The 19,428-nt window shown below is 66.4% G+C and carries 14 protein-coding genes; 8 read left to right on the forward strand and 6 right to left on the reverse strand.

Annotated features, from left to right (window positions below; translation table 11 throughout):
- Positions 1 to 3: 3 nt before the first annotated feature.
- Positions 4 to 1,674, reverse strand: a complete 1,671-nt coding sequence (locus tag HK401_RS15665; RefSeq protein ID WP_181275585.1) for a DUF885 domain-containing protein — start codon at positions 1,672 to 1,674, stop codon at positions 4 to 6.
- Between the two features lie 119 nt (positions 1,675 to 1,793).
- Here HK401_RS15665 and HK401_RS15670 point away from each other — a divergent pair, with 119 nt between their 5' ends.
- The 4 genes from HK401_RS15670 to HK401_RS15685 all read left to right on the forward strand — a co-directional run bounded on the left by HK401_RS15670 (position 1,794) and on the right by HK401_RS15685 (position 6,593).
- Positions 1,794 to 2,990, forward strand: a complete 1,197-nt coding sequence (locus HK401_RS15670) for an MFS transporter (RefSeq protein ID WP_181275586.1) — start codon at positions 1,794 to 1,796, stop codon at positions 2,988 to 2,990.
- A 165-nt stretch (positions 2,991 to 3,155) separates the two neighbouring features.
- On the forward strand, positions 3,156 to 3,953 hold the full coding sequence (locus HK401_RS15675) for a carbon-nitrogen hydrolase family protein (RefSeq protein ID WP_181275587.1): 798 nt from the start codon (positions 3,156 to 3,158) through the stop codon (positions 3,951 to 3,953).
- A gap of 133 nt (positions 3,954 to 4,086) precedes the next feature.
- On the forward strand, positions 4,087 to 4,797 hold the full coding sequence (locus HK401_RS15680; RefSeq protein ID WP_181275588.1) for a TetR/AcrR family transcriptional regulator: 711 nt from the start codon (positions 4,087 to 4,089) through the stop codon (positions 4,795 to 4,797).
- On the forward strand, positions 4,794 to 6,593 hold the full coding sequence (locus HK401_RS15685) for an MDR family MFS transporter (protein ID WP_181275589.1): 1,800 nt from the start codon (positions 4,794 to 4,796) through the stop codon (positions 6,591 to 6,593). The genes HK401_RS15680 and HK401_RS15685 overlap by 4 nt, the downstream gene beginning before the upstream one ends.
- Before the next feature lie 90 nt (positions 6,594 to 6,683).
- Here the strand turns inward: HK401_RS15685 and HK401_RS15690 are convergent, their stop codons facing one another.
- Both HK401_RS15690 and HK401_RS15695 read right to left on the reverse strand, forming a co-directional pair.
- Complete coding sequence (locus HK401_RS15690; RefSeq protein ID WP_181275590.1) at positions 6,684 to 7,016, reverse strand: hypothetical protein; 333 nt, start codon at positions 7,014 to 7,016, stop codon at positions 6,684 to 6,686.
- A complete protein-coding gene (locus HK401_RS15695; RefSeq protein ID WP_181275591.1) occupies positions 7,013 to 8,593 on the reverse strand; it encodes an acyl-CoA carboxylase subunit beta in 1,581 nt (526 codons plus the stop codon). The genes HK401_RS15690 and HK401_RS15695 overlap by 4 nt, the downstream gene beginning before the upstream one ends.
- Before the next feature lie 68 nt (positions 8,594 to 8,661).
- Between HK401_RS15695 and HK401_RS15700 the strand changes: the two genes are divergently transcribed.
- Both HK401_RS15700 and HK401_RS15705 read left to right on the forward strand, forming a co-directional pair.
- Positions 8,662 to 9,549, forward strand: a complete 888-nt coding sequence (locus tag HK401_RS15700; protein WP_181275592.1) for a biotin--[acetyl-CoA-carboxylase] ligase — start codon at positions 8,662 to 8,664, stop codon at positions 9,547 to 9,549.
- Positions 9,549 to 11,042, forward strand: coding sequence for an adenylate/guanylate cyclase domain-containing protein (locus HK401_RS15705; protein ID WP_258234264.1), 1,494 nt, complete (start codon positions 9,549 to 9,551; stop codon positions 11,040 to 11,042). Before HK401_RS15700 ends, HK401_RS15705 begins: the two co-directional genes overlap by 1 nt.
- A gap of 40 nt (positions 11,043 to 11,082) precedes the next feature.
- Here the strand turns inward: HK401_RS15705 and HK401_RS15710 are convergent, their stop codons facing one another.
- From HK401_RS15710 to HK401_RS15720, 3 genes are all read right to left on the reverse strand, one after another.
- Positions 11,083 to 13,857: a DNA gyrase/topoisomerase IV subunit A gene (locus HK401_RS15710; protein ID WP_181275593.1), complete on the reverse strand. Its 2,775-nt coding sequence runs from the start codon at positions 13,855 to 13,857 to the stop codon at positions 11,083 to 11,085.
- 148 nt (positions 13,858 to 14,005) lie between these two features.
- Positions 14,006 to 14,560, reverse strand: coding sequence for a TetR/AcrR family transcriptional regulator (locus HK401_RS15715; RefSeq protein WP_181275594.1), 555 nt, complete (start codon positions 14,558 to 14,560; stop codon positions 14,006 to 14,008).
- 328 nt (positions 14,561 to 14,888) lie between these two features.
- On the reverse strand, positions 14,889 to 17,561 hold the full coding sequence (locus tag HK401_RS15720; protein ID WP_181275595.1) for a bifunctional acetate--CoA ligase family protein/GNAT family N-acetyltransferase: 2,673 nt from the start codon (positions 17,559 to 17,561) through the stop codon (positions 14,889 to 14,891).
- A 101-nt stretch (positions 17,562 to 17,662) separates the two neighbouring features.
- Between HK401_RS15720 and HK401_RS15725 the strand changes: the two genes are divergently transcribed.
- Positions 17,663 to 18,250: a DUF5998 family protein gene (locus HK401_RS15725; protein WP_181275596.1), complete on the forward strand. Its 588-nt coding sequence runs from the start codon at positions 17,663 to 17,665 to the stop codon at positions 18,248 to 18,250.
- 8 nt (positions 18,251 to 18,258) lie between these two features.
- Entirely contained in the window at positions 18,259 to 19,428 is a 1,170-nt protein-coding gene (locus HK401_RS15730; protein ID WP_181275597.1) for an alkaline phosphatase family protein, read from the forward strand.

The raw sequence follows: 19,428 nt of genomic DNA on the forward strand, positions 1-19,428 counted from the left end.
TCCTCAGCGGCGCATCGCGCGGCCGAGTACGTCGAGGCCGACCGAGCCGAGCCCGAGCGCCTTCGTATGGAAGGCCTTGAGATCGAAGTCGGCACCCGCCTCGGCGGCAGCCTTGTCGCGGAACTGCTCCCACAGCCGCTGACCGATCTTGTAGCTCGGCGCCTGGCCGGGCCAACCGAGGTAGCGGTCGAGTTCGAAGGCGAGGAATGAGCGGTCCATCGCGACGTTGTCGGTGAGGAACTGCCAAGCCTTCTCACGGTTCCAGATTCCTCCGCCGAGGCTGGTCGGAGCCTCGAGTCCGAGGTGGAATCCGATATCGAGGACGACGCGGGCGGCCCGCAGCCGCTGCGAGTCGAGCATGCCGAGGTAGTCGCCGGGTTCGTCGAGGAAGCCGAGGTCGGCCATGAGCTTCTCCGCGTAGAGAGCCCAGCCCTCACCATGACCGGAGACCCAGCACATCAGCCGTCGCCACCGATTGAGTGTGTCGGAGACGTAGGTGGCCTGACCGACCTGCAGGTGGTGACCGGGCACGCCCTCGTGATAGACGGTGGTCTTCTCCTGCCAGGTCGCGAACTCCGTGACGCCCTCGGGCACCGACCACCACATCCGACCCGGACGGGAGAAGTCGTCGGTGGGGCCGGTGTAGTAGATCCCACCGGTCGCCGACGGCGCGATCATGCACTCGATCGTGCGCACCGGCTCCGGGATGTCGAAGTGAGACTTCCCGAGCTCGGTGATCGCCTCGTCGGCCACCTGCTGCATCCAGTCGCGCAGCGCCTCCGAGCCGTGCAGGGTCCGCTCGGGATCCTGATTCAGCATCTCCATGACCTCGAAGAGTCCGGCACCCGGAGCGATCTTCTCGGCGACCTCACGCTGTTCGGCGTCGATGCGGGCGAGCTCCTCGAGTCCCCAGGCGTAGGTCTCGTCGAAGTCGACCTCGGCACCGAGGAAGTCACGCGAGTGCAGCGCGTAGGCGTCGCGACCGCACGCCTCGTTCTCCGGCGCCTGCGGCAGCAGAGTCTCGCCGAGGAAGTCGGCGAGCTCATCGAAGGAGGCCCGAGCCGCCTCGGCGCCGGTGTCCAGGGTGGACTGCAGGGTCTCCGGGACTGCGACGGCACCGGCGACGAGGGCATCGAAATTGCTGCCCGGACGGGCGAGGGCGCGGGCCTGTTCGATGACCTTCTCGACCTGGATCCGCGCGGAGACCCGGCCCTGTTCGGCCGCGAGGCCGAGCGATTCCCGGTACCCGCCCACGGAGGCGGGCACGGCGGCAAGCGTCGTCGCGATCTGCTCCCAGTCCTCGGTCGACGCTGTGGGCATGAGGTCGAAGGCATCGCGGATGTCCTGGAGCGGGGAGGCGATGACGTTGAGGCTCGCGTGGCGGTTCCCCGCCTCGAAGTGATCCCGGTCGACGCCGAGGCGGTCGCGCATCGCATCGATGGTGACGCGGTCGACTTCGTCGAGTTCGCTCGTCCGCTCCACCTCATCTAGCTTCGCCAGCGTCTCGACGGTGAGATCGTTGGACGCGGCCAGTCCCGCGGGGGAGAAGTCGTCGAATCCCTTCGCACCTTCGAGACCGAGGTAGAGGGCGAGGGAGGGGGAGAGGGCGAGGGAGCGGTCGACGTAGTCTTCGGCGACGGCGTCGACGGCTGAGGGGGTTCTCTTCTGGGTCATGGATCCCACCCTATCGCGAGCTGCGTCACGTTCGGCCCGGACACCTGCACCTTCTTCGCGTCGAACCCGCTAATGTGTCAGTGTTCCCGACACACAGCAGAAAGCGAGACCGATCACCCGTGGCACGAGCGAAGCTGTGGACGAAGGACTTCATCGTCGGGATCGGGCTCAACCTGTCGATGTCGATGGTGTTCTACCTGCTCATGACGTCCATGGCCGGGTATGCGGTCGCGCGCTTCGCCGCGGGAGAGGCCGCTGCCGGCTTCGCGTCCTCGTCATTCGTCCTCGGCGCGGTCGTGGCACGCGTGCTCACCGGAAAATATCTCGACTTCATCGGACGACGCAGACTCCTCGTCATCACCATGTCGGCCTCCGTCCTCGCCTCTCTGGCGTATCTCGTCGCCGATGACCTTACTCTTCTGCTGGGACTGCGCATCGTCCACGGCATCGCCTTCGGTGCCGGGAACACGGCGATCATGACCGCGATCCAGAGCATCATCCCCTCCTCCCGCCGCGGCGAGGGGACCGGGTACTTCGGCACGGCGACGACCCTGTCGACAGCGCTCGGGCCGTACCTCGGTGTCATCATCCCGCGCCAGTTCGACTTCGCGATGCTCTTCGTCGCCTCGGCGATCATGTCCGTCATCGCACTTGCGTGCTGCCTCCTCATCCGGCTGCCGGTCCAGGAGCTCAGCGACTACCAGCGCCGAACCAAATGGCACCTCAAACTCGGCACCCTGGTCGATCGCGACGGCCTGCGCATCGGTTCGGTCATGCTGCTGGCCGGCACCGCCTATGCCGCCGCGCTGGTCTTCCTCGCCGGCTACGCCGCCGAACACGGGGTCGCGCCCGCGGCTCCCCTGTTCTTCGTCGCCTTCGCCGTCGCTTCACTGGTGGCGCGCCTGTTCGTCGGTCGGCTGCAGGACGTGTTCGGAGACAACGCGGTGATCTTCCCGGTCTTCGTCTGCGACATCGCTGGGAACATCCTGCTGGCCCTGTGGCCGACGATGACCGGAATCATTCTGGCCGGTGTGCTCATCGGCCTCGGCTTCGGCTCCCTCATGCCCTGTATGCAGGCGATCACCGTCAAATCCGTGCCGATGAACCGCGTCCCCGTGGCCACCGCCTCGTTCTTCCTCCTCCTCGATGCCGGATCGGGCATCGGCCCCGTGGTCCTCGGCTTCCTCTACCCGATGACGGGAGGAAACGGCATGTTCCTCGTCTGCGCGGGGCTCGTCGTCGTCTCCATCGGCGTCTACATCTGGGTGCACGGACATCGCCGAGGCGGTCGTCCCGGACGCGAGTTCGTCGCCTGATCCCATCCCATTTGCTACCCGACGGCGGCGCAGCAACCTCGCGCGAGGTTGCTGCGCCGCCGTCGGGTAGCAAATGGGAGGTTTTGTGGGGGTGGGGATCGGGATAGCCTTGAGGGGGTGGTACTCCCGCTGACCGCACCTGCGCCCGTTTCCCGGAGGATGAGAATGAAGTTCGCGCTCGCTCAGATCAACTCGACTACCGCAGTGGCCGACAATCTCGAGAAGGTCCGGACCTTTGCACGCTCAGCCGCCGAGGCTGGGGCGCGCTTCATCGTCTTCCCCGAGGCGACGATGTCGGCCTTCGGATCCGGGCTGCGGACGATCGCCGAGGACAACGTCGAGACCTGGCGGGACGCCCTGACCGAACTCTCCGCCGAGCTCGACATCACCGTCATCGTCGGCGAATTCGCGACCACCGCAGACAAGGTCATCAATCTGCTCGCCGTCTACACGCCGTCGGGGGAGCGGTCCGACTACGCGAAGATCCATCTCTACGACGCCTTCGGCTTCAAGGAGTCGGACACCGTCGAAGCCGGCGAGGAGCCCGCGGTCATCGACATCGACGGTGAGGACATCGGACTTGCCCTGTGCTACGACATCCGCTTTCCCAAGCTCTTCGCCGAGCTCAGCCGTCGCGGTGCCAGGCTGGCCGTCGTCGCCGCTTCGTGGGGAGCCGGTCCCGGGAAGGTCGAGCAGTGGGAACTCCTCGCCCGAGCCCGGGCACTGGATTCGAATATGTTCATCGCGGCCCTCGGCCAGGCCGACCCCGAGGTCTCCGGGGTCGATGTGCCGAAGAAGGGACCGACCGGAGTCGGTCACAGCCTCGTCTCCGATCCCTTCGGGTCGGTGCTGACCTCGCTCGACGGTGCCGAACACCTCGAGATCGTCGACCTCGACCTGGCGGGCGCTGACAAGGCGGCCGAGGCGGTGCCCGTCCTGACCAACGCCAAGCTCGGCTACTGAAACCGGCCGCCCCCGACCTGCACCGGCTTCGCTGAGCGCGAGTCGCGCCCGACCGGCGCTGTCCGAACGGCTGTGTCCGAGAACACAAAAATTGCACTTGAGGTAAAAATGCACTGAGTGCAACAATGAGGTCATGACGTCCAGTTCAGACAGCGCGACCCCGGCTCCAACAGAGGGGCTGCGCGAACGCAAGAAGCGCGAACGCGGTCAGGCCCTGCGCCGTGCCGCGATCGATCTCGCCCTCGAGAAGGGCTATCACAACGTCACCGTCGAAGACATCTGCGAACGCTGCGGAGTCTCGAGGCGGACGTTCTTCAACTACTACTCGTCGAAGGAAGAGGCCCTCCTCGGGCGCGCAGACACCGTGTTCGACGAAGAGGATCAGCCGGCCATCGAGGAATTCGAAGCCGGCGGCCCCCACGGCAGACTCATCGCCGACCTCGAACACCTGCTCGGCTTCGTCGTCGCCACCCGGATGGGCAAGCGCGAGGAGATGCACCAGTATCGCCTCATGCTCAAGCAGGACCCGTCGCTGCTGCAGCTGCAGATGGCCCGGATGGGCAACAATGAACGGCTCTTCCGGCAGATCATCCAGCGCCGCCTCGACGGCCGCCCGCGGACCGCCTCGGCGCCGCTGTCACCCCCCGACGCCGCGACGACTCCCTGCTCCGCCGATCAGGAGGAGGACCCGGTGTCGGCACGTGCCGAGGCCGTCGCGGCATTGGCGATGATGGCTCTCAAGGCGACAATCACCCGGCTGCGCCGAGCGGAGGGGGATCCGAACCCCATCATCGCGGAGCTCTTCGACGAACTGCGTTCGATCTTCAAGGAGGAATCAGCATGAGTGCTGCATCCACGACGGCCGAAAAGGCCCCGATCGTCCTGACGAAGCGGACGATCATCCTCATCTTCTCCGCGCTCATGGCCGCGATGTTCTTAGCGACCCTCGATCAGACGATCGTGTCCACGGCGATGCCGACGATCGTCGGCGAACTCGACGGGGTCGAGCATCAGGCGTGGCTGGTCACGATCTATCTGCTGGCGATGACCATCGTCATGCCCCTCTACGGCAAGTTCGGCGATATGTGGGGCCGGAAGATCATCTTCCTCGTCGCCATCGCGATCTTCGTCATCGGCTCGTTCGGTTCGGGCCTGTCGCAGAACTTCTGGGAGCTCATCGCCTGGCGCGGCTTCCAAGGCCTCGGCGGCGGCGGACTGATGATCCTGTCCCAGGCGATCATCGCCGACATCATCCCCGCGAGCGAACGCGGAAAGTACATGGGTCCGCTCGGTGGTCTGTTCGCGATCTCGAGTGTGCTCGGACCGGTCCTCGGCGGGTTCTTCACCCAGCACATGGACTGGCGCTGGTGCTTCTGGATCAACGTGCCGATCGGCATCGTCGCCTTCCTCATCGCTCTCTTCGCGCTCAAGCTGCCCAGCCACCGCTCGGATCAGAAGGTCGATATCCTCGGCATCGTCCTCATGGTCGCCACGACCTCACAGCTCATCCTCGTCACCAGCTGGGGCGGCCACGACTACGACTGGGACTCACCGACTATCATCGGCCTCATCATCGGCACCATCGTCGCCGGTGTGCTCTTCGTCCTCGTCGAGTCGAAGGTCTCGAACCCGATCATCCCGATCCACCTCTTCCGCAATCCGACGTTCGTCCTCTCGACGACCATCGGCCTGCTGCTGGGGCTGGGCATGTTCTCCGCGATGGCGTTCCTGCCGACCTTCCTGCAGATGGCAGGCGGCACCGACGTCACCGGATCGGGTCTGCTCATGCTGCCGATGATGGCCGGTGTCATGCTCACCTCGATCGTCTCGGGCATCATCGTGTCGAAGACGGGCAAGTACAAGATCTACCCGCTTGCCGGCACCCTCATCGCCGGTGCCGCGCTGGCGTGGATGACGACGATGACCGCGGACACCTCGATGGTGCTCATCGGCACCATGATCTTCACGATGGGCTTCGGACTGGGCCTGGTCATGCAGATCATCGTCCTCGTCATCCAGAACTCGGTGGATCCGAAGCTCGTCGGCACGGCCACCTCGACGAACAACTACTTCCGCGAGATCGGCGCGTCGGTCGGCACCGCCCTGTTCGGGTCGATCTTCACCACGCGCCTGTCGGGCAAGATCGCCGAGGCGATGCACGGCCTGCCGGCGGACGCGGCCAATGCCGCCGCCGGGGCCCCGTCGACCGATTCGCTCACGCCGGAGTCGGTGGCCGATCTGCCGGGTCCGATCCACGACCTCGTGGTCGGAGCCTATGCCGATGCGCTGGCGCCGTCGTTCTGGTACATGGTCCCCGTCTTCCTCGTCGCCTTCGTCCTCGCCTGGTTCCTCCCGCAGCTCAAGCTCTCCGACGTCGCCGGCATGGTGGCCCGCGGTGAGGCCGTGTACGGAGAGGACATGGGCGGGCGCGCGAACGCGAACGCCGGCACCGACACCGACGTCAACACCGACGTCAACACCGACACCGAGGCGACTGCGGGCGAGGGGCGCCTGTCCACGGTCACCGTGGCTGAGGGAGCGCAGCCGGACCTCGGCGCCGATACGGGCACGATCCACCGCGCCGATGATGCGAATCGACTGTGGGCCGACCCGGACAAGGAGCAGTACCGGCTGAAGTGATCGGTCCCCGAAGTGGGATGAGAATGGGGCCGGCGGAAGAGGAATCCTCTTCCGCCGGCCCCATTCGGTTCGACTGAAACGGTGAATGCCTCAGCGACCCAGATGCTGGTCCCAGGTCTGGGGGAGTCGCCTGCGCACGTTCCTGCGCGGTGCTCGGAAGCCTGCTCTGTCGCCCTTGCGGGTCTCGGACTCGTCCGCGGCAGCGGCCTGCTGGGCGGCATAGGCGATCGCGACCTGGCGGATCGCGACGACGGCGGCCACCGCGGCCGCGCTGGCCATCTCATCGCTGATCGGCTCGCCGTCATCGGAGTGCACCTGGGACCGTCCCTCGACGGACGGCACCCTCAGGGCGTCGTCGATGGGTTCGGGGTCCGTGCCTGTGGGCGCGTCCGCCTCGGTGTCGGTCTGCGTTTCCTCACTCATAGTGGGATGTTACCGTGCTTGCGCGCGGGCGCGTCGACGTGCTTGTTCTTCAGCGCACGCAGCGCACGGACGATCCGGTTGCGGGACTCGCTGGGCTTGATGACCGCGTCGATGTAGCCCTCTTCGGCCGCGAGGTACGGGTTGAGCAGAGCATCCTCGTAGTCCTGGATGAGCTCGCTGCGCTTGGCCTCGACGTCCTCACCGGCCTCCTCGGCAGCCTTGAGTGTGCGACGGTAGACGATGTTCGCCGCCCCCTGGGCTCCCATGACCGCGATCTGCGCGCTCGGCCAGGCGAGGTTGATGTCCGCGCCGAGCTGCTTCGACCCCATCACGCAGTACGCGCCGCCGTAGGCCTTGCGGGTGATGAGCGTGACCAGAGGGACGGTCGCCTCGCCGTAGGCGTAGATGAGTTTCGCCCCGCGGCGGATGATGCCGCCGTACTCCTGATCGGTTCCGGGGAGGAACCCGGGCACGTCGACGAAGGTGAGGATCGGGATGTTGAAGGCGTCGCAGAGGCGGACGAAGCGGGCCGCCTTCTCCGAGGCGTCGATGTCGAGCGTGCCGGCCAGCTGCATCGGCTGGTTGGCGATGACGCCGACGCTCACCCCTTCGACACGTCCGAAGCCGGTGACGACGTTCGGCGCGAAGAGCTCGGAGACCTGCAGGAACTCACCGTCGTCGAGGATCGTGGTGACGACGTCGAGGATGTCGTAGGGCTGCGACGGCGAGTCCGGCATGAGCTTATCCAGCGCCTCGTCCTCCGGGCTCAGCGACAGATCGGACTCGAATTCGTCGGCGTCGGCCGGGTCGAGGTTGTTCTGGGGAAGGAAGGAGAGCAGGTCGCGCACATAGTTGACCGCGTCCTCCTCGTCGCTGGCGAGGTAGTGGGCGTTGCCGGAGACCGTGTTGTTCGTCCGTCCGCCGCCGAGCTCCTCATGTCCGACGGATTCGCCGGTGACGGTCTTGATGACGTCGGGACCGGTGATGTACATGTGGCTGATCTGGTCGACCATGATCGTGACGTCGGTCAGCGCGGGGGAGTAGACCGCGCCGCCGGCGGAGGGGCCCATGATCAGTGAGATCTGCGGGATGACTCCGGAGGAGGCGACGTTGAGGCGGAAGATCTCGGCGAACAGCGCGATCGATCCCACGCCCTCCTGGATGCGGGCGCCGCCGGAATCGTTGATGCCGATGATCGGGCAGCCGAGCTTGAGCGCGAGCTTCTGCACCTTGACGATCTTGCGGCCGTTCGCCTCTGCCAGTGACCCGCCGAGGACGGTGAAGTCGTGGGCGAAGACGGCGACGGTCTTGCCTTCGATCGTGCCCAGTCCGCAGACCACTCCGTCACCGTCGGGGCGGTTGTTCTCCATCCCGAACTGGTGGTTGTGGTGGCGGGCGAATTCGTCGATCTCCTGGAAGGAGTCGGCGTCGAGGAGAGCTGTGATGCGTTCACGGGCGGTCTGCTTGCCGCGGTTGTGCTGATTGTCCACCGAGCGCTGGTTGCCGGTGTGGGCCGCGTCCCGACGCTCGGTGAAAGCGTCGATGCGCTCGGCTGTTGTCCGTGGGGTATCCGTCATACCTCCCACAATAACGACGCATCAGCGTTTCATTGTGCACTCTCGCCAAAAGAATCTAGAGTGGACTGGTGAACAGCGAACACATTCCTCTGCTCGTCGATTCGGCCTCGGTGATCCGCGCCGCTGCGGACCGCGGAGTTTCGATCCCACGTCTGATCTGGGACGATACGTGCCCGTCCACGAACGACGAATTGGCCTCGCTGGTCCGCGAGCAGGCCGTCGGCGGCGAGACCCCGGCCGAGTTCACCATCCGCGGCACCGACTTCCAGAACTCCGGTCACGGTCGACTGGGCCGGACCTGGACGGTCCCTGCCCGACGCTGCCTGACGTGGTCGATCCTGCTCACTCCGCCGGTCGGATTCTCACGCTGGGGGTGGATCCCGCTCATCGCCGGTGAGGCCGTGCGCTCCGCCGTCGCCGAGGCGGGTGTGCCTGCCGTGATCAAGTGGCCCAACGACGTCCTCACCGTCGACGGGAAGAAGCTGTGCGGGATCCTCGCCCGTGTCGAACCGCTGCCGCAGGGGCCGCAGATCATCCTGGGAATGGGGCTGAACACCAGGCTGGAGCCGGACGACCTGCCTCGTGCCGATGCGAGCTCACTGGCCATCGAGACCGGCGTGGACGGTTCAGAGATTGATCATGAAGCATTGCTAGTCTCCATCCTGAGCACACTGATTCCCTGTTACAGAGAGCTGACGGAATATGGCGAGACGGATTTCCGGGACAGCCCCACGGCGCACCAAGTGCGTGAGCACATGGTGACGCTGGGGACGCAGGTCAGAGTGGAGAAGCCCGACGGCTCAGAGCTCATCGGCATCGCCACCGGCCTCGACTCCGGAGCCGACCTCATCATCGATGACCGGGTGTCCGTCAGCGCCGGCGACGTTCACCATCTGCGTCCCGTCTCCGGTTCGTCCGGCCCCGTTCCGCCCGTTCCCGACGGAGGTGAGCACTGATGTCGATCGACGACGACACCGACGCGGCTTACGCAGACGCAGCGGCCGAGCACGGGGCCTCGACAGCCTCGGTGCAGGGGATCGAACACGGTGATGACGACCTCTTCCGCGGGCTCGGATCCGCCGACGAGGACGACACCGACGCGAAGGAGACCGGCGGCGCGAGCAGTGCGGCCCACTCGGCATCGCCGACGCAGACCGCGGCCCACTCGGCGGCACCGTCGCATTCTGCGGTCTTCGATGCCTCCGGGCCCGACGAAGAGCCGGAAACCGCCGACGCAGATGAGAGCCTCGACGACGTGCCCGAGGACTCTGTGTCCGCCGCCGAGGACTTCTTCGGGGGACTGCACGAGGATCCGCGAACCTCGGCGATTCCCATCGTCGACGCTGACGGCGCCGAGGCGGCCGACGATGATGACCCCGACTTCGACGACACGATCTACGAGACACGGACTGCGGCCGAACGCCTCGAAGAGATCCTCCTTGACGGCAAACGCGTCCTCGACCGCCGGGAAGCGGCCAAACTCGGCGGCATCTCCACCGTCTCGGCGCGCAAGATGTGGCGCGCACTGGGCATGTCACAGGCGAAGGAGACAGACAAAGCCTACACAGTCAGCGACGCCCATGCCCTGCGGATCTGGGCGAAGCCCGTGGCCGACGGACTCATCGACCAGACGACCGCGCTGTCGCTGGCCCGTGCGATCGGACAGACCACCGACCGCCTCGTGGTCTGGCAGATGGAGACCCTCGTCGAATTCCTCACCGAGGAGAAGGGACTGAGCGACCCGGAGGCCAGGCGGGACGCCCTGCAGGTCGTCGAGGACATGATCGACCCGCTGCAGAAGATGCTCACCTACTCGTGGCGACGCAACCTCGCCGATGTCATGGGTCGCCTCAACGTCAACGTCTCCGACGGACTGGCCATGGACAACAGGCAGGGCTGGTACGACTCCTCGATGCCGCTGGCCCGCGCGGTCGGTTTCATCGACCTCGTCTCCTTCACCCGCCTGTCCCAGCAGATGGAGCCCAGGCAGCTGGCGGACATGGTCCAGGAGTTCCAGGGTATGGCCTACAACATCGTCGCCACCGGAGGCGGTCGCGTCATCAAGACCGTCGGCGACGAGGTCTTCTTCGCCGCCTCCACCCCCTTGGCCGGAGCCGAGATCGCCATGACGCTGATGGAGCGCGTCACCGCAGCCGAAGACCTGCCCCAGGCCCGCGTCGGCTTCGTCTGGGGGCGGGTGCTCTCACGCCTGGGCGATATCTTCGGCTCGAGCGTCAACCTCGCCGCGCGCCTGACCGCCGTCGCCGAGCCCGGCACGATCTTCACCGACGAGGAGACCGCTCGAGTGCTCTCGGCCTCCGACGACTACGTCTTCGAACCGCGACAGTCGATCTCGCTGCACGGGCTGGGAGAGACCTCGGTGGGAGAGATGAAGCGCGGCACCGCGACCCGGATGCGCCTCGACCTCGACGACGACACCGAGGCCTGAGGCCCGGCGTCGACACCGGGCCATGAGGCCCGGTCTCGGCTCAGAACAGAGCCGAGTCGTCGTCTCCGTCTTCATCGTCGTGGGAGACGATGACCGCGTCCTCGTCATCGAACTTCGAGCGCGCGATCTCGTCCTTGGCCTCATCGAGATCGAGGTCGAGTTCGTCGAAGCTCGTCGCCAGGCCCTGCTGTCCGCGCCGGCCCGATCCCGCAGACTTCCGTTTCGACGATGCCTGTGAACCCGACGATGCCCGCGCTTCCGCGGCTGAGTCGCTGCCGCCGGCATCCGCGTCGTCTCCGTCAGCACCAGAGCCGGCACCCGTGCCTGCGCCGGTGGTGTGGTCGACGGCTTCTGCACCGCCGAGGCGGGGCAGCGTGCCGATGACATCGATCTTCGACTCCAGCGGAGAGCCCGTGCCGTCCCGTCGCGACAGCTCCCCCGGCAGGGTCCGGGCGCCGCCGCCGACGGCAGCGGCCTGCGGGGAGTCGCCGACCCAGGCCAGCGACAGCTCGGACTCTCCCTTGAGGAACTTGTGCGCACGCACCCCCGAGGTGGCCCTGCCCTTCGTCGGGAACTCGGAGAACTCGCTGACCTTGATCGACGAGGACGGGGCACCGTAGAAGTTCTCGCCGCTGGCGACGGTGACCACGGCGAAGCTGCCGAGTGCTCCGTCGGCGTCGCCGTCCTCATCGGTCTTCGCTGCCTTCGGCGTCATCCCGAAGAAGATCACCTGTGCCTCCGCGGCGACCTTGATTCCGGCGACACCCGAGGCGTTCCATCCCTGTGCGCGCAGGCCCGCGGCGTCGAATGCCAGCAGCTGGGCGTTCGAGGTGACGAACACGGCCAGGGAGTCATCGATGTCCTCCGGCTGGGCGACGCCGACGACGGTGTCCTTGCCCTTGAGGGTGATGGCCTCCCATTCGCTCTTGTTCGGTCGCCCCGCCACCGAGACGCGTTTGGCCACGCCCTGGGCGGTGCCGAGGACGAACTCCCGGTCGAGATCGATGAGGCCTAGGATCTTCTCGTCCTTCTCCAGTGCCGCATATTCGGCGATCTTCACTCCGCCGGCGACATTGGGCCGCGCCGCCGCGGGAGGCAGTGCGGGCAGGTCGACGACGTCGACCATGTGCAGCCGACCCATCGAGGTCACTGCTCCGACCTTGCCCTGCGTCGTGGTCACGATCTCCGAGCGCAGCGCATCATGGCTGGAGCGGCGCCCCTCACGCGCCAGCGGCGCAGCATCCGAGGTGCGGGCGATGCGCCCGGACGTCGAGAGGAGCACTCGGCAGGGGGAGTCGGCGATCTTGAGGTTCGTCGGCGCCTTCTTGCCCTTGGCACTGAGCTCCTTCATCGATCCTTCGATGAGCACCGTGCGTCGAGGCGAGCCGATGACCTCGGCGGTCGCCTCGAGCTCGGCGGCCACGAGCTCACGCAGCTTCGCCTCATCGGCGAGCAGCGATTCGAGATAGTCGATGCGCTTCTTCAGTTCGTCCCGTTCGGCTTCGAGCTCGAGACGGGAGAACTTCGTGAGCCTGCGCAGCTGCAGGTCGAGGATATAGGTCGCCTGGAGCTCGGAGAGCTCGAAGACGTCCATCAGCCGCGTCCGAGCCGTCGCCGCATCGTCGGAGGAGCGGATGAGCTGGATGACCTCGTCGATGTCGAGGATCGCGATGAGCAGACCTTCGACGAGGTGGAGCCGGTCCTTGGCCTTGCGCAGCTGGAAGACCGTGCGCCTGCGCACCACGTCGATGCGATGGGACAGGTAGACGGTGAGGAGCTCACGCAGTCCCAGGGTCCGCGGCTGTCCGTCGACGAGGCAGACATTGTTGATGCTGAACGATTCCTCGAGCGGTGTCTGGCGGTAGAGCTCGGCGAGGACGGCCTCGGGATTGAACCCGTTCTTCACCCCGATGACCAGACGCATGCCGTTCTTGCGGTCGGAGTAGTCGTCGATGGAGGCGATTCCCGTGAGCTTCTTCGCACCGACGGCGTCCTTGACCTTCGCCACCACTTTCTCCGGGCCGACGAGGTAGGGCAGTTCGGTGACGACGATGCCCTTGCGGCGGGCACTGATGTTCTCGAAGGACACGGTGGCCCTGGTGCGGAAGGTGCCGCGACCGGTCTCATAGGCCTCACGCACACCGTCGAGGCCGATGATCCGCCCGCCGGTGGGCAGATCCGGGCCGGGAATGTAGCGCATGAGCTCCGAGAGCCCGGCGTCGGGATTGCGGATGAGGTGGGCGCAGGCGGCGATGACTTCGCCGGGATTGTGCGGAGCCATGTTCGTGGCCATTCCGACTGCGATGCCCGAGGCGCCGTTGATGAGCAGGTTCGGGAAAGCGCTGGGCAGGACCTCGGGCTGGGTGAGCGTGTTGTCGTAGTTCGGGACGAAGTCGACGACGTCTTCGTCGAGCCCGGCGATCATCTGCATCGATGCGGTGGTCAGCCGGGCTTCTGTGTAGCGCGGGGCCGCAGGCCCGTCATCGAGGGAGCCGAAGTTGCCGTGGCCGTCGACGAGCGGCACACGCATGATGAAGTCCTGGCTCAGACGCACCAGTGCGTCGTAGATCGCGGTGTCGCCGTGCGGGTGGAGCTTGCCCATGACGTCACCGACGATGCGGGAGGACTTCACATGACCGCGCTCAGGGCGCAGACCCATATCGCCCATCTGATAGACGATGCGGCGCTGGACGGGCTTGAGACCATCCCTGGCATCGGGAAGGGCGCGGGAGTGGATGACCGAGACCGCATATTCGAGGAACGAACTCTCCATCTCTGATGAGACGTCGACTTCGATGACTCTGCCTTCGGGCATGGAACTCCTTTGACGCACGAACTGTTCGATTCGGTCGCCCGCCTGCGCCGAAGCGTCACTTCAGCGCACGAGGGCACCCGTCGATTCTAGCGTTCGATTCGAGGTCTCCGGCTCAATCAGGCGTTTCGGGAGGGTTCGTGTCGGAGTCTCAGGAGGTCTCGCGGCTCGCATTCAGCCACACGAAGAACTCCCTCATGTAGGTCTCGACGTGGTCGCGGTCGGCGGTTCCGGAGACGAGCTCGGAGAGCATCATTCCGGCAACCGAGCTGTTGAGCCTGCGGGCGTAGTCGGCGTCGACTCCCGCGATGCGCATGACGAAGTCGTGGATTGCGCGCAGGTTCTTCTCCTTGGCGGCGACGGCCTCGGGCGGCAGCGCCGGGTCGAGGCTGAGCATCATCATCGTGTAGAAGCGATTGCGGTCGGTGGTCAGCCAGTTCATGCAGAACTCGACGGCCACCTCGAGGGGTTCGGCACCCTCGGCGCGCATCTGTTCGGGCAGGCGCTCGAGCTGTTGGGAGTTGAGTTCGCCGATGCGCTCCATGATTCCGGTGATCAGGGCATCGCGGGTGCGGTAGACATTCGACGTCGAACCTACCGGCAGCTCTGCCAGGGCGTCGACGGCTCGGTGAGTGAGCCCGCGGACTCCTTGTTCGGCGACTACGGCGATCGCTGAGTCGGTGACGACGTCTCTGCGCGAAATCATGACTGTGAGGCCTCGCTCTCATGGGACACCCGCCGGATGCGGACGCCTGGGACGGTGGATGGCCAGTGACTGGCCACAGACTGCGGCCGCCTGAGCGACCACTCGGTAAAGCACGAATTCATAACGTTTCGTGGTGAACGGATACAGACACTACCTGTCGAGTCTGCGAATTGGTATAAGACGCGCCAGGCAGTCGGTCGGATTCGCATTTCTGCGTCTCCCCCTCCTCGGCCGCAGCAGGGTGTCCCGCCTTCGGTGTGTCGTCTCGGACCGAGGAGGCCCCTCGGACGAGGAACCGCGGATGCGGATTCGACCGCGTCATCGGCGCTCAGCTGAGGAGCCTGCGAGTGCCGTCGATGCGGGTCGGATCCGGCAGCAGATCCACACGGGCACTGAGCACATGCCCTTCGGCCTCCGTGGCGATCATCGGATGGATGACGAGTTCGAGGATCTGCGGGTGGCGTTCGACGAGCACCGAGAGCCTTTCGAGGACGTCGCTGAGCGGCTCGATGTTCATCGGGGGCAGGCCGCGGTAGCCGAACAGGCGCGGGGAGGCCTTGACCGTGCGGATCATGTCGTCAGCTTCCCGGTCGGTGAGGGGAGCGACCCGGTGCGAGACGTCGCCGAGCAGTTCCGTGGTGTCCCCGGCCAGAGAGAAGGACAGCAGCGGCCCGAGGAGCGGGTCCTCACCGGCACGGATGACGCAGGGGACACCGTGGGGAGCCATGGCCTGAACGTCGACGAGGGGATCGTCATCGCCGATCACCTGGGTGATGATCCTCTGCACGGCGGCGAAGTCCTCGGCCAGCTCTTCCGGCGTATCGATGTTCAGGCGCACACCGCCGAGCTCCATCCGATGCCGCAGCACGTTGGTGACCGCCTTGAGTGCCACGGGATAGCCGATCTTCTCGGCGGCCGCGAGCCCCTCGTCGACCGAGGAGGCGGCGATATACGGCAGGACCTCGATTCCGTAGGCGCGGAGCAGTTCTCTGGTGGCGTCGCGTTCGAGCCGCACCGGTGTGCCCAGTGTCGCTCCGTCCAGAGCCGAGTCGATGATCGAGCGCACCGCTCTGTCGTCGATGTCGTCGAGTTCGACGTAGCGACCGTGGTCGGCGGCCCGCCAGCGCGAGTAGTCAGTTGCCCGGGCCAGCGCCCACACGGCGTCCTCCGGGCCGATGTAGCTGGGCACCGTGCGGGAGACGCGATTGCCGTCCTCATCCTTGATGTAGCTGGTCAGTTCGTCATGGACGCCCTGAATGCCGAGGAAGCAGGCCACCGTGGTCTTGTCCGACCGTGCGGCGGCCTCGGACAGCAGCGCGGCGATCTCCGACTCCTCGGCTCCCGCCGACGGAGTGAACGTGACGATGACCGAATCGATGTCGTCCCGGGCATACATCTCGTCGAGTTCGGCGCGGAAGGTCTGCGCATCGACCTCCGGGTGCAGGGCCACCGGGTCGGTGTGCACGTGCAGTCCCTCTGAGCGGGCTCGCTGCATGAGCAGCGTGCCCATCGCCGCAGAGTTGCCGACGATGCCCGCCCGTCGCCCTGCCGGCAGCTTCTGGGTGGCGAAGACCTGCGCTAAGTCGAAGAGCTGATGGATGGTGTCGGCCCTGATCACTCCCGCCTGTTCGAGCACCTGATCGAGGGTGTTCGGGGCCAGGGAAGAGGTGCGCACGATGTGCCCGGGCGGCAGCTCCCTGCCGGTGAGGTCGGATTTGATGACGATGACGGGCTTGACGCGAGAGACCCTGCGCGCAATGCGGGAGAACTTCCGCGGATTGCCGATGGACTCGAGGTAGAGCCCGACGGTCTGCGTGGCCGGGTCCTCCTCCCAGTACTGGAGCAGATCGTTGCCGGACAGATCGGCCCGGTTGCCCGCCGAGACGAAGGTCGAGACGCCCAGACCGCGGTTCTTCGCCGCCGCGAGCAGCGCGGTGCCCAGTGCTCCGGACTGGCTGAACAGTCCGAGCGTGCCCGAGGCCGGCAGGAACGGGGCGAGGGAGGCATTGAGAGAGACGTCCTCGGCCTCGTTGACCAGTCCGAAGGAGTTCGGACCGACGACCCGCATCCCATAGGCCCGCGCGGTCGCGACCATCCGACGCTGCAGCTCGGCGCCGTCGGGGCCGGTCTCGGCGAAGCCGGAGGAGATGACGAGCACGGCCTTGACCCCGTGCACAGCGCAGTCCTTGACCACCTCGGTGACGGACTCGGCCGGGACCGCGATGACGGCGAGGTCGGCCTTGCCCGGCAGTGCATCGAGGCTCGGGTACGCCTGGACGCCGGCGATCTGATCGGCCTCGGGGTGGACGACCCAGAGGTCGCCTGCGAACTTCGCCGCGGTGATGTTGCGGATGAGCAGATGGCCGGTGGAATTGCGTTTGCGGCTGGCGCCGATCACCGCCACCGAGGTGGGGTGGAGGACCGTGCGCACGCTCAGGGCCTCGGCCCTGTGCTCCCGCGAGGCCTGCACCTCGATCGAGCGTGCCGTGGGATCGATGTCGAACTTCACGGCCACGACGCCGTCGTCGAATCCGCGGGACACCTCGTAGCCGGCGGCCTGGAAGACCTGGAGCATCGAACGGTTCTGGGGGAGCACCTCGGCGGTGAAACGCTGGATTCCCGACTCCCTGGCCGCGGCGGCCAGGTGCTCGAGGAGGATCGACCCGATGCCGCGGCCCTGATGGGCATCGGCGATGTTGAACGCGACCTCGGCCTCGGTGTCGGAGATCTTGTCGAAACGACCCACTCCGATGATGTCATCGCCGATGAGCATGATCAGTGCGACGCGATCGCGGTGGTCGACATTGACGAAACGCTCGAGGTCGCGCTTGGGCAGCCGCGGAAGCGGGGCGAAGAAGCGCAGATAGACGGACTCCGGTGACTGGGCCTCGTGCATGCGGGCCAGGGCATCGGCATCGGCAGGAGTGATCGGGCGCAGATGGGCGGTGCCGCCGTCGCGGAGGACGACATCGGCTTCCCAGCCGGCAGGATAGTTTTCCATGGTCCCAGCATAGGGGTCTCGGCGAGGTTGCGGCCGTCGGAGTCCGGAGGAGTCGCGACCGCGCTGGGAAGTCTCCGGGGGAGTGGGGCACAATGGAACGCATGGCATTACCCGAGGTTCTCGTTCACGATCTGCAGTCGGCCGGCTACTACCCCCAGCTCACTCAGGGCATACTCGCCGACTCCCTCTACGACGAACCGGTGCTCGCACACTTCGTCCACATCGACACCCACGTCGACATCGAATCCATCCACCGGCACGTCACTGCGTTCGTCCTCACCGAGACCCGGTTGCTGTTGGCCCATGTCGACGACGACCCGAACGCTGCGCCGGGATCGAAGCCGCGCGCCGTGACCAGCAGCGAGGACATCGAACTCGATCGCCTCGGCACCGTCATGGTCGGGCGCACCTACGCCGATCCTGCCGCGTACGAGCCCGGCGACAAACCTGTCGAGGTCTCGCTCACCCTGTCCTGGGGCGCCTCGAAGCGGGTGGAGGCCTTCCCGGAGACCTGCGGGGATCCCAACTGCATGGGTGATCACGGCTACGGCGGATCGATCTTCGCCGAGGATGTCATGCTCAGGGTCTCGGCCGAAGCAGAAGGCCAGTCCTCCGTCGACCGGATCGCCGACTTCGCGGCCAAACTGCGGGCCGCGGTCTTCCACGCCCGGCTCCGGTCGCGGCGCTGATGAGCGAGATGACACCCGAATCGGCCGTGAGCGCCGACCTTCTGCGTCCCCCGGACTATTCCGGCCCCATCCTCTCCGATGTGATCCCTGCCGCGGCACTCAGCCTCGGTGCGGGTGGAATCTTCGACGACACCGCACGGGCCAGGGCACGGCACTTGGGCATCGACCGGGAGACCCGCACTGCCGTCGTCGTGCTCATCGATGGTCTCGGTGAGAGCCAACTGCGTCAGTACAGTGGGTACACGCCGTTCTTCCGGTCCCTGGCAGCGTCCCGGCGGACTCTGTCGACAGGATTCCCCTCGACGACCGCGAACTCACTGTCCTCACTGGCCACAGGACGTCTGCCCGGTGGCCACGGAGTCGTCGGCTACCGGGTCCTCGACCCGGCCAAGGACGCCGTATTCAACCAGCTGACCTGGAACCTCGACGTCGACCCCGTCGCGTGGGTGCCCGACGCGACCCTGTTCGAACGCCTCACGGATGCCGATGTCGATGTCGTCAGCCTCGGGGAGGCGAAGTTCGCCGGTCGCGGACTCAACCGTGCCTCTCTGCGGGGCGGACGATTCCGGGCGTCCAAGACACTCGAGCAGCGCTGCGCTCAGGCCGTCGAAGAGGCGAAGGCTCCCGGCCGCCGACTGGTCTATCTGTACTGGGGCAATCTCGACAAGACCGGTCACGTCCACGGTTCGAACTCTTCGCAGTGGACCGAGGAACTCGAAAGCGTCGACCTGGCTCTGTCGCAGCTGGCCACGGATCTGCCTTCGGATTCGACGATGATCGTCACCGCCGACCACGGCATGGTCGACATCGACCACACCTGTCGCCTCGACCTCGCCGATGCTCCGGCGCTGCGTTCGGGTGTCCGGCACGTCGGCGGCGAACCGCGTGCGGTCCACCTCTATGCCGAAGCCGGCGCCGCGGCGGACGTGGCATCGGCCTGGACCGAGACGGTCGGGGACAGGGCGCTCATCCTCACTCGCGATGAGGCCATCCGACGCGGCTACTTCGGACCCGTCGACCCGCGGTTCCGGCCGCGCATCGGAGACCTCCTGGTCATCTGCCGTGACGAGTTCGCCGTCGTCGACTCGGATACCGAATCACCCTCGGCGATCGCCCTCATCGGACACCACGGTTCGACCACGGAGCGTGAGCTCCACATTCCGCTGCTCGTGGTGTGA

Source organism: Brevibacterium oceani (assembly GCF_013623835.1).
Lineage (GTDB): Bacteria > Actinomycetota > Actinomycetes > Actinomycetales > Brevibacteriaceae > Brevibacterium > Brevibacterium oceani.

Excerpts from the sequence above, each read along its gene's own strand:
- HK401_RS15680 (WP_181275588.1), top strand. The coding sequence starts at position 4,087 with ATGACGTCCAGTTCAGACAGCGCGACCCCGGCTCCAACAGAGGGGCTG.
- HK401_RS15695 (WP_181275591.1), bottom strand. The coding sequence starts at position 8,593 with ATGACGGATACCCCACGGACAACAGCCGAGCGCATCGACGCTTTCACC.
- HK401_RS15685 (WP_181275589.1), top strand. The coding sequence starts at position 4,794 with ATGAGTGCTGCATCCACGACGGCCGAAAAGGCCCCGATCGTCCTGACG.
- HK401_RS15730 (WP_181275597.1), top strand. The coding sequence starts at position 18,259 with ATGACACCCGAATCGGCCGTGAGCGCCGACCTTCTGCGTCCCCCGGAC.
- HK401_RS15675 (WP_181275587.1), top strand. The coding sequence starts at position 3,156 with ATGAAGTTCGCGCTCGCTCAGATCAACTCGACTACCGCAGTGGCCGAC.
- HK401_RS15690 (WP_181275590.1), bottom strand. The coding sequence starts at position 7,016 with ATGAGTGAGGAAACGCAGACCGACACCGAGGCGGACGCGCCCACAGGC.
- HK401_RS15665 (WP_181275585.1), bottom strand. The coding sequence starts at position 1,674 with ATGACCCAGAAGAGAACCCCCTCAGCCGTCGACGCCGTCGCCGAAGAC.
- HK401_RS15725 (WP_181275596.1), top strand. The coding sequence starts at position 17,663 with ATGGCATTACCCGAGGTTCTCGTTCACGATCTGCAGTCGGCCGGCTAC.
- HK401_RS15720 (WP_181275595.1), bottom strand. The coding sequence starts at position 17,561 with ATGGAAAACTATCCTGCCGGCTGGGAAGCCGATGTCGTCCTCCGCGAC.
- HK401_RS15710 (WP_181275593.1), bottom strand. The coding sequence starts at position 13,857 with ATGCCCGAAGGCAGAGTCATCGAAGTCGACGTCTCATCAGAGATGGAG.
- HK401_RS15705 (WP_258234264.1), top strand. The coding sequence starts at position 9,549 with ATGTCGATCGACGACGACACCGACGCGGCTTACGCAGACGCAGCGGCC.
- HK401_RS15715 (WP_181275594.1), bottom strand. The coding sequence starts at position 14,560 with ATGATTTCGCGCAGAGACGTCGTCACCGACTCAGCGATCGCCGTAGTC.